Origin of the sequence: Anoxybacillus suryakundensis, from assembly GCF_001418025.1 — a bacterium.
Lineage (GTDB): Bacteria > Bacillota > Bacilli > Bacillales > Anoxybacillaceae > Anoxybacillus > Anoxybacillus tengchongensis.
In genome coordinates, this window is the sequence record NZ_LIOK01000006.1 from 25,901 (window position 1) to 42,629 (window position 16,729).

The 16,729-nt window shown below is 41.8% G+C and carries 16 protein-coding genes; 2 read left to right on the top strand and 14 right to left on the bottom strand.

From position 1 onward, the window contains the following. From buk to ASC42_RS05585, 4 genes are all read right to left on the bottom strand, one after another. Positions 1–1,101 (bottom strand): butyrate kinase, encoded by a 1,101-nt coding sequence (buk, locus tag ASC42_RS05570; RefSeq protein WP_055440915.1) that lies wholly within the window; start codon positions 1,099–1,101, stop codon positions 1–3. Between the two features lie 60 nt (positions 1,102–1,161). Continuing rightward, positions 1,162–2,265, bottom strand: a complete 1,104-nt coding sequence (gene bcd / locus ASC42_RS05575; protein WP_055440916.1) for a branched-chain amino acid dehydrogenase — start codon at positions 2,263–2,265, stop codon at positions 1,162–1,164. Positions 2,266–2,281: 16 nt separating this feature from the next. Further along, positions 2,282–3,184, bottom strand: a complete 903-nt coding sequence (yqiS, locus tag ASC42_RS05580; protein ID WP_055440917.1) for a phosphate butyryltransferase — start codon at positions 3,182–3,184, stop codon at positions 2,282–2,284. 127 nt (positions 3,185–3,311) lie between these two features. Then, the gene (locus ASC42_RS05585) at positions 3,312–5,378 is read right to left on the bottom strand and encodes a sigma 54-interacting transcriptional regulator (RefSeq protein WP_055440918.1); all 2,067 of its coding nucleotides are present in this window, start codon (positions 5,376–5,378) and stop codon (positions 3,312–3,314) included. 124 nt (positions 5,379–5,502) lie between these two features. On the opposite strand from ASC42_RS05585, the gene ASC42_RS05590 reads away from it, so the two are divergent. Further along, positions 5,503–5,754 (top strand): DUF2627 domain-containing protein, encoded by a 252-nt coding sequence (locus ASC42_RS05590; RefSeq protein WP_032099999.1) that lies wholly within the window; start codon positions 5,503–5,505, stop codon positions 5,752–5,754. Here ASC42_RS05590 and ASC42_RS05595 read toward each other — a convergent pair. Further along, entirely contained in the window at positions 5,746–6,480 is a 735-nt protein-coding gene (locus ASC42_RS05595; protein WP_055440919.1) for a glycerophosphodiester phosphodiesterase, read from the bottom strand. The genes ASC42_RS05590 and ASC42_RS05595 overlap by 9 nt on opposite strands. Before the next feature lie 55 nt (positions 6,481–6,535). Here ASC42_RS05595 and ASC42_RS13660 point away from each other — a divergent pair, with 55 nt between their 5' ends. Further along, positions 6,536–6,682 (top strand): YycC family protein, encoded by a 147-nt coding sequence (locus ASC42_RS13660; protein ID WP_072242674.1) that lies wholly within the window; start codon positions 6,536–6,538, stop codon positions 6,680–6,682. Between the two features lie 21 nt (positions 6,683–6,703). Here the strand turns inward: ASC42_RS13660 and spo0A are convergent, their stop codons facing one another. From spo0A to xseA, 9 genes are all read right to left on the bottom strand, one after another. Continuing rightward, complete coding sequence (gene spo0A, locus ASC42_RS05600; RefSeq protein WP_055440920.1) at positions 6,704–7,483, bottom strand: sporulation transcription factor Spo0A; 780 nt, start codon at positions 7,481–7,483, stop codon at positions 6,704–6,706. A gap of 217 nt (positions 7,484–7,700) precedes the next feature. Beyond that, on the bottom strand, positions 7,701–8,978 hold the full coding sequence (gene spoIVB / locus ASC42_RS05605) for a SpoIVB peptidase (protein WP_055440921.1): 1,278 nt from the start codon (positions 8,976–8,978) through the stop codon (positions 7,701–7,703). Between the two features lie 113 nt (positions 8,979–9,091). Beyond that, positions 9,092–10,822, bottom strand: a complete 1,731-nt coding sequence (recN, locus tag ASC42_RS05610) for a DNA repair protein RecN (protein ID WP_055440922.1) — start codon at positions 10,820–10,822, stop codon at positions 9,092–9,094. An 18-nt stretch (positions 10,823–10,840) separates the two neighbouring features. Further along, on the bottom strand, positions 10,841–11,290 hold the full coding sequence (ahrC, locus tag ASC42_RS05615) for a transcriptional regulator AhrC/ArgR (RefSeq protein ID WP_032100003.1): 450 nt from the start codon (positions 11,288–11,290) through the stop codon (positions 10,841–10,843). Positions 11,291–11,383: 93 nt separating this feature from the next. Next, positions 11,384–12,226 carry a TlyA family RNA methyltransferase gene (locus ASC42_RS05620; protein WP_055440923.1) on the bottom strand — a complete coding sequence of 281 codons (843 nt, stop codon included), beginning with the start codon at positions 12,224–12,226 and terminating at the stop codon, positions 11,384–11,386. A gap of 3 nt (positions 12,227–12,229) precedes the next feature. Further along, complete coding sequence (gene dxs / locus ASC42_RS05625) at positions 12,230–14,122, bottom strand: 1-deoxy-D-xylulose-5-phosphate synthase (protein ID WP_055440924.1); 1,893 nt, start codon at positions 14,120–14,122, stop codon at positions 12,230–12,232. A 172-nt stretch (positions 14,123–14,294) separates the two neighbouring features. Further along, positions 14,295–15,173 (bottom strand): polyprenyl synthetase family protein, encoded by an 879-nt coding sequence (locus ASC42_RS05630; protein ID WP_055440925.1) that lies wholly within the window; start codon positions 15,171–15,173, stop codon positions 14,295–14,297. Between the two features lie 3 nt (positions 15,174–15,176). Continuing rightward, positions 15,177–15,389, bottom strand: coding sequence for an exodeoxyribonuclease VII small subunit (locus ASC42_RS05635; RefSeq protein WP_032100006.1), 213 nt, complete (start codon positions 15,387–15,389; stop codon positions 15,177–15,179). Next, positions 15,386–16,726: an exodeoxyribonuclease VII large subunit gene (xseA, locus tag ASC42_RS05640; protein WP_209424227.1), complete on the bottom strand. Its 1,341-nt coding sequence runs from the start codon at positions 16,724–16,726 to the stop codon at positions 15,386–15,388. The genes ASC42_RS05635 and xseA overlap by 4 nt, the downstream gene beginning before the upstream one ends. Positions 16,727–16,729 lie beyond the last annotated feature (3 nt).

Sequence of the window (16,729 nt, forward strand, 5' to 3'; positions counted from 1 at the left end):
TTAAACCGTTGTTTTGACCGCTTGTGGATATATTTTTGCTTCTTCCTCTCCGCGCAACACGCGAAGCGCCCCTTCGGCAAGCGCCTGCAATTCATTTTCCCCTGGTTGCACGATGACATCAGCGATCCATTGTACCCGATCAGCAATTTCTTTCACAAATTGTTTTCCATACGCTAAACCGCCTGTTAAAATGATGGCATCGACTTTTCCAGCTAGCACGGCACTTGCCGCTCCAATTTCTTTCGCTACTTGATATGCCATGGCGCTATAAATGAGCTTCGCCTTTTCATCACCATTTTCGATCATTTTCTCGACTTTCACCGCATCGTTCGTCCCTAAGTAACCAACGAGACCTCCGCCCCCAACGAGCATGCGCATCACTTCTTCACGATAATACTCGCCTGAAAAACAAAGGGAAACAAGATCCCCGGCTGGCACAGTTCCAGCACGTTCTGGGCTAAACGGACCTTCTCCGTCTAATCCGTTGTTGACATCAATGACACGACCGCATTTATGTGCACCAACGGTAATCCCTCCGCCCATATGCGCGACAATGAAATTGACTTCTTCATACGTTTTCCCCATTTGTTTAGCTACACGACGAGCGACGGCTTTTTGATTTAATGCGTGGAAAATGCTACGACGCTCAATTAATGAAAATCCAGAAACGCGAGCAATCGGATCAAGTTCATCGACAACGACTGGGTCGACAATAAACGCTGGAATATTTAATGCGGAAGCAATTTCATGTGCTAAAATGCCTCCAAGATTTGAAGCATGTTGGCCAGAGTACCCGCGTCTTAAATCTTGCAACATCGCCTCATTCACAGCATATGTGCCACCTTCAATTGGACGAAGTAAGCCTCCACGGCCGCATACTGCATCGAGCTTAGAAATATTGATACCTTCATGATCAAGCGTTTCTAAAATCGTTTGCTTACGAAATTCGTATTGATCAATAATTTTTTTATACACTTGTAACGCTTCTGCATCATGACGAATCGTTTTTTCTAAAATGGAGCGCTCGTTATCAAAAACGCCAATTTTCGTTGACGTCGATCCCGGATTAATGACTAAGATGCGAAATGAATGTTCTTGCAATGTGTAACCCTCCATTTTTATCATCGACGAAGCGAGAACGAGCGTCCTCGCTTCTTTTATTTAACGTGTGCGACGACGGCTTAAAATGTGCTGACCGTTTTGTAAAAATTGGCTACGTGATTGACGCATTTTTGCAATACGTTCTTCAGCTAAACGGTCTGCTGCTTGGTATGTCGGGATGCCATCACGCTTCGCAATTTCGATGACTTTTTCAATATTGTTGTAAATTTGCTCAACTTTTTTCATCGCACGTTCACGATTATATCCATATAGCTCATCAGCTACGTTAATAACGCCTCCGGCATTAATGACATAGTCTGGCGCATAAACGATACCCATTTCATGAATGATGTCTCCATGTCTTGCTTCGCGCAATTGGTTGTTGGCAGCGCCAGCAATGACTTTTGCTTTTAACTGCGGAATCGTTTGGTCATTAATAATGCCTCCGAGCGCACACGGAGCAAAAATATCGCAATCCACACCGTAAATATCGTTCGGATCAACTGCTTTTGCGTCAAACTCTTCGACAACGCGTTGTACTGCTTCTTTATTAATATCTGTAACAATGAGCTTTGCACCTTCTTCATGAAGATGACGGCATAAATTGTACGCCACGTTACCGACACCTTGCACCGCAATGACTTTTCCCTCAAGTGAATCGCTGCCAAACGCCTCTTTTGCTGCTGCTTTCATGCCACGATACACACCGTACGCAGTAACAGGAGAAGGATTTCCAGATGAACCGAACGCTGGTGAAATACCTGTGACATAATCTGTTTCTTCATAAATAATGTCCATATCCGCAACTGTTGTACCGACGTCCTCTGCTGTAATGTAGCGACCGTTTAATCCTTGAATAAAGCGACCAAACGCACGGAACATCGCTTCATTTTTATCTTTTCGTGGATCCCCAATGATGACCGCTTTTCCACCGCCAAGATTTAATCCGGCTGCAGCGTTTTTATATGTCATGCCACGCGCTAAACGAAGCGCATCTTCAATGGCTGCATCTTCTGATTCATACATCCACATACGCGTGCCACCTAACGCTGGTCCAAGCGTTGTATCATGAATAGCAATGATTGCTTTTAACCCAGATTCTTTATCTTGGCAAAATACTAATTGCTCATAATCGTATTGCTCCATATATTTGAAAATCTCCATCTTTCGTTCCCCCTTGTTATTTGTTCGTTGCACAAATGGCTAGTGCTAGTGAGTATAATTTGCTTTCTGCAGAATCTGCGCGAGATGTTAATACAATTGGTGCTCTCGCTCCGGCAATCATCGCCCCTACTTGCGCACGGGCAAAGTATACGAGCGATTTATATAACACATTTCCCGTTTCAATGTTCGGTACAACTAAGATGTCAGCATGTCCTGCTACCGGGCTTTGAATGCCTTTATGTTGGGCAGATTCAACAGAAATGGCGTTATCTAAAGCGAGTGGACCGTCGACGATGCAATCTTTCAACTGACCGCGTTGATTCATAAGCGACAACGCTGCTGCATCAATCGTTGCCGGCATCGCTGGATTGACAGCTTCAACGGCGGCGAGTGGTGCGACTTTTGGCATATGAATACCAATTGCTTTCGCCACTTGTACGGCGTTCATAATAATTTCTGTTTTTTGTTGCAAATCAGGTGCAATGTTCATCGCTGCGTCAGTGACGAGAATTGGCCGTTCATAGTGTGGTACATCAAATACAGCAACATGCGATAAAACACGACCCGTGCGCAGCCCGTATTCTTTATTTAACACCGCTTTTAAAATAGTTGCTGTCGGCACATTCCCCTTCATTAAGACGCTGGCTTCTTTTTCGTGCACCGCTTTCACAGCCATGTGGGCTGCTTCTTCGTTTGTCGCAGCATGAACGATACGAATCACATCGTCACTTGCTTGCTGAACATATTCAGCAACGAGGTTTGATAAAACAGATTCATCGCCGTATAAAATAAATCGCCCGAATCCCGCTTGTAGTGCTTGTGCGACCGCTTTTAATACTTCTTCATCTTCGGCCGCTGCAACAGCTACAGTTGCCTCAAGAAATTGGGTTGCTTTGGTGATCAACGATTGTAGCTTCATCTCATCTGCTCAACCCCTTTATTTTTTCGTCACTTTTTATCCTTGCAAAAAGTGTGCCAACTTCTTTTATGATGAAAACGCTTTACTTCTATTTGTTTTCATTGCAACTTTTTGCACACTATGAACATTATTGCATGCTTTTTTTATCAAGTCCATACTTTTCAAGCTTGTAATATAAATTTCGAATAGAAATGCCAAGCTTTTTGGCAGCTGCTGTTTTATTCCCTTGACACGATTGTAAAACGCTCGCAATCACTTTGGCTTCATATTGTTCTACGAGCACCGCCAACGGTTGATGAACACGGGATGATTCAGGAGATGAAAGATGTTCTTGTTCTTTCGGTTTGTGTAATAGCGAAATATGTTTACGCTCAATGATCACTTCAGTATATTTCATAAAAATCATTGCTCTTCCTAACACATTTTCTAGCTCCCGTACGTTCCCAGGCCAATCATACGAGAGTAAATAAGCTAGCGCATCATCTGTAATACCTTCCACATTGCGCCCATAGTCTTGATTTAGTTTTTGTATCAGTCGTTCACATAGAGCTGGAATATCTTGTTTTCGAGCACGTAACGGCGGAATGTAAATCGGCATGCGATTTAACCGATAATATAAGTCTTCACGAAATGTCCCTTCGGCAATCGCTTTTTCGAGGTGAACGTTTGTTGCAGCAATGACACGTACATTAATCGGAATCGACTTTGTGCCACCGACGCGCACAATTTCTTTTTCTTGCAACACTCGCAAAAGTTTTGCTTGCATATTGGCTGATAACTCCCCAATCTCATCGAGAAAAATACTTCCGTTATTTGCTTCTTCAAATAATCCTTTTTTCCCTCCGCGTCTTGCACCAGAAAACGCCCCTTCTTCATAACCAAATAATTCACTTTCAAGTAGCGACTCGGAAATGGCAGCGCAATTGACGCGAACAAATTTATGGTATTTTCGATCACTCGCATTATGAATAGCGTGGGCAAACAATTCTTTCCCTGTTCCTGATTCACCACGAAGCAAAATAGTTGCTGGGGTTTTAGCTGCCAATTTCGCCTGTTCAATCGCTAACATCATCTCTTCTGACGTACCGACAATGTCGTCAAAGGAATATTTCGCCTCTAACGTGCGAATAATTTGACGAGCACGTTGCAACTCAGAAGTTAATTGTTCAATTTCGGAAACATCATGAATGACACCAACACTTCCTTTTAACACCCCATCAACGATAATCGGGGCAACATTCACGACAACATCCCGTTTTTTCGGACCAACTTTCATGCGCACACCTCTGACTGGTCGGCGTGTTTTTAACACTTTCATATGCATGCTTTCCCCTTCCGAAATATCCGCTGTTGCCGGTTTTCCGATCACTTCTTCTTCAGATAAGCCTGTTAGCTTTGTATACGCTGGGTTAATTAAAATGCCATTGCCATATTCATCAACAACAGAAATCGCTTCTTCGGAAGAATGAATAATAGCTTCTAACATCGTGCGAATTTCTTTCAAATTTGTTACTTCTTCCGCCAAATGAACAACTTCTGTAATATCTTTGAATACCGCAAAAGCACCAAACAATTTTCCGTTTTCGTCTATCAACGGAATACGTGTCGTAATCATTTTTTTCCCGTTTTCTAATAACAATTCTTGGTTTAATTCAACTTCTCTTGTATGTAATACACGCGGTAATCCGCTGGTTGGAATAACATGTAAAATGTATGATCCTATTACTTCCTTTCTTTTTTTCCCAATCATCTTCTCTGCACTCGGATTCATATGTGTCACGAGACCACGTTCATCAATAACAATCATTCCGTCATGCGTAGAGTTGAAAATTAAATCGTGTTTCGTTGTCGCTGTTTTTAACGTAGCAATGAGTTGTTCTTTTTCTTCAACAAGTTGTGCCATAATATAAGCGATATCACCAGGAATGACAACCGTATGCACAGCACTTGCTTTACGCAACGTGGCAAACACTTCGTCGTCTCCCGTTACTTCAACAATGACGTCAATATCGTTCGTTAACACATCTTTCCAATGGTTACTCGTTTGAATACCCATGTCACGTGCTGCCTTTATCCCTGGTGCATCGTCGTTTCGATCCACGATCGCTACAACATCCATTAGTTTTGTTTCATGGAACATTTTTAATAGCGCACTTCCACCTTTGCCTGCCCCAACAATTAATACTTTTTTCATTTCCCATCACCTATTCGTTTGCAATTTTTTGCAGACGCTTTCATCATACCGTTTTTTTCTCTTCTTGACAAACAAACAAAAACATTTATGATGAAAACAGAACAAATGGAAAGGGTTTTGTTTTATGCAACGAATGATCGCCCTACTCATCTTACTTATTCCCGGATTTATTGCAGCGTTAGGAATTAAATGGATGAGAGATACCGTATTTGGCATTTTACATGCGCCAATTCCTTCACTTGCCATTCAGTTTTTACTCGGTTTATTTTGTTTTCTCATCGGTCTCAGCTTTATCGCAGGATTTATTTTTCATCGCGATCGAAAACGAAATAAAGTACAACCTCGCTTTCAAAAAAAACGCTTCGATTCAAAATGATCGAAGCGTTTTTTCACGTATGTTTTTTGCTTTTTCAGGGAAATCCGTAAAAATCCCATCCACTTCATATCCAAACATTGTTCTCATCTGTTCTTCTTTATTGATTGTAAAAGGGCGGACGAGCAAGTGATGAGCATGAGCCGCTTCGACAAACGATTGATCGATCGTCGGATGATACGGATGAAGCGCTAATGCCTGTAAAGTGTGGGCATAGCTCCACGGTCGGTGTAACTTTTCCATGTATAGTAGCGCTGTCTCAATATCGGGAGCCAATTTGTGACATGTTGCCATACTTTCGTGGTTAAACGATGAAAAAATGACACGCGATGCTAAACCGTATCGTTCAACAAGCTCAATCGTTTTTGCTTCTAGTCGTTCATAAGGTACAAGATTGTTTTTTAATTCAATATTGATGAGTAGCGACGTATTTTGCGCCCACTCCAATACTTCTTGTAGCGATGGAATAGGACAAAAACCGTATTGTTTAAATTTATAACTGGCGTTTAATTTCCGTAATTGCCGATACGTCATTTGTCCTACCCATCCTGTTCCATCTGTCGTTCGATTTACGGTTTCATCATGAATCACGACGACAACCCCATCTTTCGAAAGCTGTACGTCAAGTTCAATTCCGTCTGCTTGCACACGTGCCGCTTCTATAAACGAAGCCATTGTATTTTCTGGATGTGTTCCTGCTGAACCACGATGAGCAAAAATATGTGTCATCCTTTTCCCACCTTCAAAAACATTTTATACTTAACATATGAAAGGAGTTGAATGTATGCGACCACTAAACATTTCGTTAGAAACAGCCCAAAAGCTAGCAAAAGCATTGAACATGCCACTAGAACAAATTATGCACATGCCTCAGCACATATTAATCCAAAAGTTGCTTGAGATTGAGAAAAATGAACAACAAAAAAGGTAGTCGTACGGACTACCTTTTTTATTAGCTTGCTTTATGCTCAAGTCTTAGCCGATCAGCAACCATCGCGATAAATTCTGAGTTTGTCGGCTTTGCTTTTGACATACTGACCGTATGGCCAAATAAAGATGAGATGGATTCTAAATTACCACGACTCCATGCCACTTCAATCGCATGACGAATCGCTCGCTCCACGCGACTAGCTGTCGTATTATACTTTTTGGCGATATCTGGGTATAGCACCTTCGTAATGGATCCGAGCAGCTCGACGTCGTTGTATACCATCGCAATGGCCTCACGCAAATATAAATATCCTTTAATGTGTGCGGGAACACCGATTTCGTGAATAATGTTCGTAATGCTTGCATCTAAATTTTTTGGTTTTCCATCACGAATTGGAGCAAGAAGCGGCCGCTTTAATACGGCTGGCTTTTTGCCACATACTTGACGAATTTGATTCACTAAATGGTCAATGTCAAACGGTTTTAAAATGAAGTACGAAGCTCCGAGTTCAACTGCTTTTTTCGTCACATCTTCTTGTCCAAATGCTGTTAACATAATGACGTTTGGCAACGGTTGTTTGAACATACGCAACTTTTCTAATACAGCCAAGCCGTCTAAATGTGGCATAATAATGTCAAGAATGAGAACATCAGGATCGCGATCGCGCAATAATTGCAAGCAATCTTGCCCATTATATGCAACGCCAATGACTTCCATATCTTCTTGGCTTGTAATGTATTCTTCAAGCAAATGCACTAGTTCTCGATTATCATCTACAATACACACTTTTATTGTACTCACGAAATCCTTCCTCCCTAAAGCAATGATCTTTTGTCACATACGTGCTTAATTCGCCACAACGGACAAAAATCCTTTTTCTTTCACAAAATTAGTCAAATAATTTATATTTTTCATAAAACATTCGTACACGCTGTTTCTTTCATTTTACACTACATTTTTATATCATGTCATGATAAAATATGACAAATTGTGTGAGAAAACAAAAAGCAAGCTAATATTAGCTCGCTTTTTGTGCGCTTCGGTCATAAATGTTAATTCCCGCTTCATGCAGCATCCATTCAATGTGTACACCGTAACCAGATGTCGGATCGTTAACAAATACGTGTGTGACAGCTCCGACAAGTTTTCCATCTTGAATAATTGGGCTTCCGCTCATTCCTTGTACAATTCCACCTGTTTTTTCTAACAATCGTGGATCGGTGACTTTAATTACCATCCCTTTGGTAGCTGGAAATTTTTGTGGTGTGACACTAACAATCTCAACATCAAACGCTTCTACCCGATCTTGTTCGACAACCGTCAATATTTTTGCCTTTCCTTTTTTTACATCTGTCGATAGAGCAATTGGCATCGGCTTGTCGAAAATGCCATTTTGAATCGGTTGTGAAAGCTTACCAAAAATACCGAACGGACTATTCGTTTTAATGTTGCCAATAATTTGTTTATCGCTCGAAAATCTTGCTAGTTTTTCACCTGGACTACCGTTTCTTCCTTTATCGATTGCCGTCACCGTTGATTTAACAATCGTCCCATCACGAACAACAATCGGCTTTCTCGTATCCATATCAGAGATGACATGTCCAAGTGCCCCATATATGTTTGATTTCGGGTCAAAAAACGTCATTGTTCCAATTCCTGCTGCTGAATCACGAATGTATAATCCGATACGATACGCCTGATCGTGTTTATCTTTCAACGGAGTAAGTGTCGTCTCAAATGTATGATGATCACGGGCAACGGTTAATCGTAAAGGTTTACCCGTTTTTCCCGCCTCTTCAATGAATGGGGAAACATCTGTCATTTTTTCGATTTTTTGTCCATTAATGTGAGTAATCGCATCCCCCACTTGAATGCCGGCCGTTTCCCCTGGAGATTGTTTTCCTTGTTCCGTCTCCACTAAATGGTGACCGACAACAAGAACTCCAACCGTATTTAACTTGACTCCAATCGATTGGCCGCCAGGAACAACTTTAAAATCTGGTAATACTTTTACATTTACTTGTTTCATCGGAAATCCCGCCATTTGTAAAATGACATCACTTTCCCCGATATGTTCTCCGGTAATTGCTAACTTTTCCTTTTGATGAACAGAAACGGCGTTCGTCGTTATCGCGTGAGCAGAACCAAATACAGGTATATGAGCCGTTTGTCCTTGAAATAACACAATTTGTTTCGGAATATTTACATATTTTTGAAATGGTGTTGCCATACTTAGAACGATAAAAGAAACAAGGAGAAATGCACCTATTCCTTTTCTTAATTTGTCAAAATCCAAAGTCTTCACTCTCCTCGTTCCTACGTACACACCGAATCCTACACTATTTAATGTTGCCTGAAACGAGTGAAATATAACAGAATAAAATGAAAAAACAATGCCAATGTTGGTATTTATGCTGGTTCATTTTTGATCTTTTTCGCCAATTGTAATAATTCACGCGCATGCTGTTTCGTCAAATCTGTGATTTCCACACCAGAAATCATACGGCCAATTTCGTTAATTTTTTCTTGTTCATTTAACGCTTCCACCGTTGTTTTTGTCCGTCCATCCTTCGTTTCTTTTGCAATAAATAAATGCGTATCCGCCATCGCCGCCACTTGTGGTAAATGCGAAATGCATAATACTTGCGAGTGACGAGCGACACGATAAATTTTTTCTGCAATCGCTTGAGCGACGCGACCACTTACACCGGTATCGACTTCATCAAAAATAATGGACGTGACACCTTGATGTTTAGAGAAAATGCTTTTTAAAGCAAGCATCATGCGCGACAATTCTCCACCTGATGCAACTTTTGCCAGCGGTTTTAACGGCTCCCCTGGGTTTGTCGAAATGAAAAATTCGACTTCATCCATTCCGTTTGCTTGCAACTTGACGGGCGCTCCATCAAGCAGCGGGTCATCATACGTTCCTTTCCGTTTTCGAAAGACGACATCAAACGTCGTTTTTTCCATGTATAAATCTTTTAGTTCTTGATGAATGTCATCGATCAACTGTTTCGCATATTGCATACGTAATTCGCTTATATGTTTCGCTTCAACTAACAAATCGGCAGTAATGGACTGAAGCTCCGTCTGCAATTTATGAATATGATCATCGCGGTGTTGAATCGTTTCAATTTCTTCTTCCACTTTCGCTGCATATTCTAAAATGTCGCGCACCGTTTGACCGTATTTCCGTTTTAAATGATTAATTTCATTTAAGCGACTTTCAATTTCATCAAGCCGAAGCGGATCATATTCTAACTGATCTAACTGTTCGCGTAGCTGGTGAGCAACTTCTTCTAACAAGTAGTAACAGTTCGATACAACCTCTTGAGCTTGTTTAACGGATGAATCAATCTCGCTAACATGATCTAAATGATTCATTGCTAGTCCAATCCAATCAAGTCCACGTTGCTCTCCGTACAGCGCCTCATAGCTGCTTTGTAACGCCTCATATATTTTTTGGAAGTTGACGATTTTTCGGCGTTCTTCCATCAGTCGTTCATCTTCATCTATTTGCAAATCCGCTTTTTGAATTTCATCTAACTGAAATGTTAACAAATCTAAACGATGCGCCATTTGTTGCTCGTTTTCATTTAATTTTTGCAGTTGGCGCTTCACTCGTTCATATGTGGCATATAACGCACCGTATTCTTCTAAAGCGCCACGAATATGCTCGCCACCATATTCGTCTAATAAATGTAAATGTTTACTTTCATCAAGCAACTCTTGATGCTCATGTTGCCCGTGAATATCAACGAGCGTAGAACCAATTTCACGCAATGCTGCAATCGTGACTAATTTTCCGTTCACACGACAGACGCTTTTGCCGTTTATCGTTAGTTCTCGACGAAGCACAATCATACCATCGCTTATATCGATGCCGAGTTCGGCACATTTGCTGTAACATGGGTGATCGTCTCGTTCAAGCAAAAAAAGGCCTTCAATTTCTGCTTTTGCTTCCCCGTATCGAACAAATTCTGCCGAACCGCGTCCGCCAATTAATAAATGAATGGCATCAATAATAATGGATTTTCCCGCTCCCGTTTCTCCCGTTAAAACGGTTAATCCTTTTTCGAACGAAAGCGAAAGGGATTCAATAATGGCGAAATTTTTAATGGATAACTCTGCTAACATTTTCCGTTCACACCTTTATTACAGCATGTCCAACAATCGTTTTGAAATAACTTCTGTATCTTCTGGCGTGCGGCAAATAATTAAACACGTATCATCCCCGCAAATCGTTCCGACAATTTCGTCCCATTCTAAATGGTCAAGTAGCACCCCGATAGCATGCGCATTGCCAGGCAACGTCTTCATGACAAGCAAATGACCTGCCCCGTCAATTTTTACAAACGCATCCATGAGTGCCCGCTTCAGTTTTTGTAGCGGGTTAAATCGTTGATCTGCCGGCAAACTATATTTATATCGCCCATCGATCATTGGCACTTTCACTAAATGTAGTTCTTTAATGTCGCGAGACACCGTTGCTTGTGTGACGTTAAAACCTTCTTTGCGCAACATATCAACAAGTTCATCTTGTGTTTCAATATCATGGTTTGAAATAATTTCACGAATTTTAATATGACGTTGTCCTTTATTCAACGAAAACACCTCTTTCGTGTGTATAACATATGCATATTTATACTTCTATGTTACCGAACGATAGACAGGCAAACAAGAGGGAATAACCGATCGTTATTCCCCCACATGTTCCTTATTTTCCTTCAATTCGTCATGTGCCCTAGCAACTACTTCTATCGGGGAAATGGTCAAACGATTTTCCCCGATTTCTTTCCCTTCCCAACGTAAATGAAGTAAAAATTCAATATTTCCATCACCGCCTGTAATCGGCGAGTGAGTTAGCCCAATAATATCGTACCCTTCTTGTTGAGCAAATGCTGTAATCGTTTCAAGCACATGTACGTGAACGCGTGCATCACGAACGATTCCTTTTTTTCCAACAAGCTCTTTTCCCGCTTCAAATTGTGGTTTGACTAAAGCAACGACATCGCTATGCGGAACTAAAATCATCTTTAAGACGGGGAAAATTAACTTTAATGAAATAAACGACACGTCGATCGTTGCAAAATTCGGCAAACCGTGCTGAAAATCACTCGGTGTCACATAACGAAAGTTTGTCCGCTCCATGACTACAACACGCTCATCTTGGCGCAGTTTCCATGCTAATTGGTTATAGCCCACATCAAGAGCGTATGACAACTTCACCCCGTTTTGCAACGCACAGTCTGTAAATCCGCCCGTTGATGCACCAATATCAACCATAATCTTATCTTTTACTTCAAGCGAGAATACTTGCAACGCTTTTTCAAGTTTGAGCCCCCCGCGGCTCACATACGGTAGTGCATTTCCTTTGACCGTAAGCGGAATGTCAACTGGCACTTTTTCTCCCGGCTTGTCAAGCCGCATTTCGTTCGAATAAACAAGGCCAGCCATAATCGTTCGCTTTGCCTTTTCCCGCGTTTCCGCCAATCCACGTTCGACAAGCAATACATCTAAACGTTCTTTCTTCCCTTTCATCTCTCATGCCCTTTTTCTTTTTTTCGGAGTTAATAAATAAATCCGTTCCATCACATGTTCTGTTGTCAAACCAATTTCTTCAAGAAGTTGCGACACACCACCATGTTCGATAAAGCGATCCGGTATACCCATTCGGTCGATCACCGCTCCATAGTATCCATGATCATGAGCAAACTCAAGTACTGCGCTGCCAAATCCACCTTGAAGCACCGCTTCTTCAATCGTAAGTAACGGCATGTTTTGTTGTAATAACGTATGCAACATCGCTTCATCAAGTGGCTTAATAAAACGAGCGTTGACAACTTGTACAGAAATCCCTTCATTTGCAAGACGTTCAGCTGCTTGAAGCGCCATCGGAATCGTCGTACCGAACGTTAAAATTGCAACATCTGTTCCTTCACGTAATACTTCCCACGTACCGATCGGGATTCTTTTCAATTGCTTATCCATCGCCACACCGAGACCGTTGCCGCGCGGAAAACGCATCGCAATCGGGCCGTCATCGTATTGAATAGCTGTATATACCATATGTTGCCCTTCATTTTCATCTTTTGGCATCATTAATACGATGTTTGGAATATGGCGTAAGAAGGCGATATCAAACACCCCTTGATGTGTTTCACCGTCCGCACCAACGAGACCTGCGCGGTCAATGCCAAAAAACACGTTTAAATTTTGGCGACAAATATCATGAACCACTTGGTCGTACGCCCGTTGTAAAAAGGTTGAATAAATTGCTAAAAACGGTTTCATCCCCTGCGTTGCCAAACCAGCTGCCATCGTTGCAGCATGTTGTTCAGCGATACCAACATCATACATACGCTCAGGAAATTCGTTTGCAAATCCCTCCAATTTCGATCCAACAGGCATCGCTGGCGTAATAGCAACAATACGGCGATCTTCCCGTGCTAATTTACGTACCGTTTCACTCACAAGCGCACTCCAAGAAGGAGCAGATTGCTTCGTTTGAATGAAATCACCCGTTTCAATTTTATATGGTCCTGTTCCGTGCCACGTTCCGACTTTGTCGCTTTCCGCAGGATGGTATCCTTTTCCTTTTTTCGTTATGACGTGAACAAGGACAGGTCCTTTCGTCTTTTTTGCATAATGTAAGTTTTCAAATAAATCTTCAAAGTTATGGCCATCTACCGGACCAAAATACGTAAAGCCCAACTCTTCAAAAAATACGCCTGAAACGAGTAAATATTTGATGCTATCTTTGACACGTTCCGCTGTTGTAGCAAGCTTTCCACCGACAGCTGGAATTTTCTTCAACAACATTTCTAATTCATCTTTGACCCAATGATATTTTCCTGCTGTCCGTAGTCGCCCGAGCACATTGTGCAACGCTCCAACGTTTGGAGCAATCGACATTTCGTTATCGTTTAAAATGACGATGATATCTTTTTTCTCATGTCCGATATGATTTAATGCTTCTAGCGCCATTCCGCCGGTGAGTGCGCCGTCTCCAATAATCGGAACAATATATTCGTCCGTTCCTTTTAAGTCGCGCGCAATCGCCATGCCCATTGCGGCAGATAACGACGTCGAACTGTGCCCTGTTTCCCATACGTCATGTTCACTTTCACTCCGTTTGGGAAAACCGCACAATCCTTTATATTGTCGCAACGTATCAAACTGACTGGCACGACCGGTTAAAATTTTATGCACGTACGACTGATGACCAACATCCCAAATGAGTTTATCTTTTGGACTGTCAAATACTTTATGAAGGGCGATTGTCAATTCAACGACTCCAAGATTCGGACCAATATGTCCACCTGTTTTCGATAGTTTTTCAATTAAAAATTGTCGAATTTGCTCGCTCAATTGAACGAGCTGTTCATTTGACATTTGTTTTAAAAATTTCGGGTTTTGAATCGCTGCAACATCCAACGCGATCACTCTCTTTCATGTAAGCTAAAACAATCGATATCATACAGTTTTATGTATTTTCAATTATACAGATAAACATGCTTGTACGCAAAAAAGAGCCGCTTACACGAACGTGTGAACGGCTAACATTTCTTTTCCACTATACCACATGTTGCTTCTTTCCTCAATGCTATTAATGATCGCGCGTTTCGACGATATCACAAATATAATGTAGTAGCGATGCGTCCACCCCGACTTCATGAAGAAGTGTACGCGCCTCTTTCATATGATTGCGAAGTTTCCTTTTTGCCCCATCAAGCGTCAAAAGAGCAGGATAAGTCGATTTATGATTTTCGATGTCGCTTCCTACTTTTTTTCCGATTTTTTGTTCGTCTCCTTCAATATCTAAAATGTCATCGCGAATTTGAAACGCTAAGCCGAGATGGTCGGCAAATGCTGTTAACAGCGTTAATTGTTTTTCTGTTGCTTCACCTAGTATGGCACCCGCTCGAACGCTGTATTGTAACAACTTTCCTGTTTTATGACGGTGAATGTATTCTAATTGTTGTAAATGAATCGTTTTTCCTTCTCCTTCAAGGTCGGCTACTTGTCCGCCAACCATTCCTTCAGGTCCAGCTGCTTTCGCTAATTCAGAAATGAGACGGACTTTTACGTCAGGTGAAATAGCTTCAGCATCGGCAACGACTTGAAAAGCGTATGTCAGTAACGCGTCACCTGCTAAAATAGCATTGGCTTCACCAAATACTTTATGATTTGTCGGTTTACCACGCCGTAAATCATCGTTATCCATACTTGGCAAATCATCATGAATAAGTGAATACGTATGAATCATTTCAAGCGCACAGGCAACAGACATGCCGATGTCAATGTGTTTACGAAACGCATGTAACGTTGCAAGCAATAAAAGAGGACGAATGCGTTTGCCACCTGCTTGCAACGAATATAACATCGCTTCTTTAATCGTCTCAGGTGCCCGCAACGATTCAATATATACGGGGAGCTGCTGTTCAATTTGCTCTTTATATTGTCGCAATACTAATTCCGTGTTCAACGTCTATTCCTCCTGCACCGTAAACGGCTCAAGCTGCCCATCTTCTCGTAAAATAAATTCCATTTGTTTTTCAACTTGCTGTAATTTGTCGTGACAAAACTTCGATAATTTCATGCCCTCTTGGAAAAAGTGGATCGCTTCCTCAAGCGGAACGTCCCCCTCTTCTAATTTTTGCACAATGTCTTCAAGTTTGCTCATCGCTTCTTCAAACGTCATACGTTCTCCTCCTCAATGTCAGAAACAATACAATGCGCGCGCCCATCTTGAAAACGGATATGAACTCGAGCTCCTGTTTCCAGTTGTGTCACTGTCTTAATGAGTTTGTTTTGTTCATCGTATGCAAGACTATATCCTCGTTCCATAATTTTCAATGGGCTAAGCGCGTCGAGCTTCGCCATCGTTGTTGCAAGCGACCACTTCTTTTGTTTGATCACATCGCTCATGTTGCGAACGATTGTTTGTTCTAACGTACGAACACGGTCAGTCGCTTTTTCGATTCGTGATTGCGGATGATGGGGCAATAACGTCAGCTGTAGTTGCTGAAGTTTGTTTTTTTGTTGTTTTAACATATCGTTCATTTGCCGTTGCAATCGATCAACAAGCATATCTAGTTGCTGCTCTTTTTGTTCATAAAGTCGCTTTGGATAGCGGAAAGCATATGATGAACGTAACGATTGAAGCCGTTTTTGTTCCATATTCATTCGTTCTTTCATTGCTCGAATGAGACGCGCCTGCTGATCAGACACACGGGAAAGCAAATCTGCAACATGTGGCACTGCAAGCTCCGCTGCTCCAGTTGGCGTCGGTGCACGCAAGTCCGCAACAAAGTCAGCAATCGTGTAATCCGTTTCATGCCCGACAGCAGAAATAATCGGAACGCGCGAGGCAAAAATCGCCCGCGCCACAATTTCTTCATTAAACGCCCAAAGTTCTTCAATCGAGCCACCACCGCGTCCCACGATGAGCACATCAATATATCCTATGTCATTCGCTTTTTGAATCGATTGAACGATAGATAACGGAGCTTGTTCCCCTTGAACGAGCGTCGGAAATAAAATGACTTTCGCTAGCGGATAACGGCGACGAATCGTCGTTAAAATATCGCGAATCGCTGCCCCGGTCGGCGATGTCACAACCCCGATATGTTGTGGAAATTTTGGGATTGGCTTTTTATGCTCTTTTGCAAATAGTCCTTCTTGTTCCAGTTTCTTTTTTAATTGCTCATACGCTAAGTAAAGAGCACCGATCCCATCCGGCTGCATCTCTTTGACATATACTTGATACGTCCCACTCGGCTCGTATACGGAAATTTCGCCACGTACAAGTACAGTCATTCCATTTTCAGGCTTAAATGTAAGCTGACGATTATATCCTGCAAACATAACCGCTTGAATGCGGGCTTGTTCATCTTTTAAAGTAAAGTACATATGTCCACGAGAATGATATGTAAAGTTTGAAATTTCCCCTTTAATCCATAAATCTTGTAAATGGGGATCGACTTCAAATTTTCGCTTAATGTACTTTGTTAACGCCGCAACAGTTACATACCTCATGTC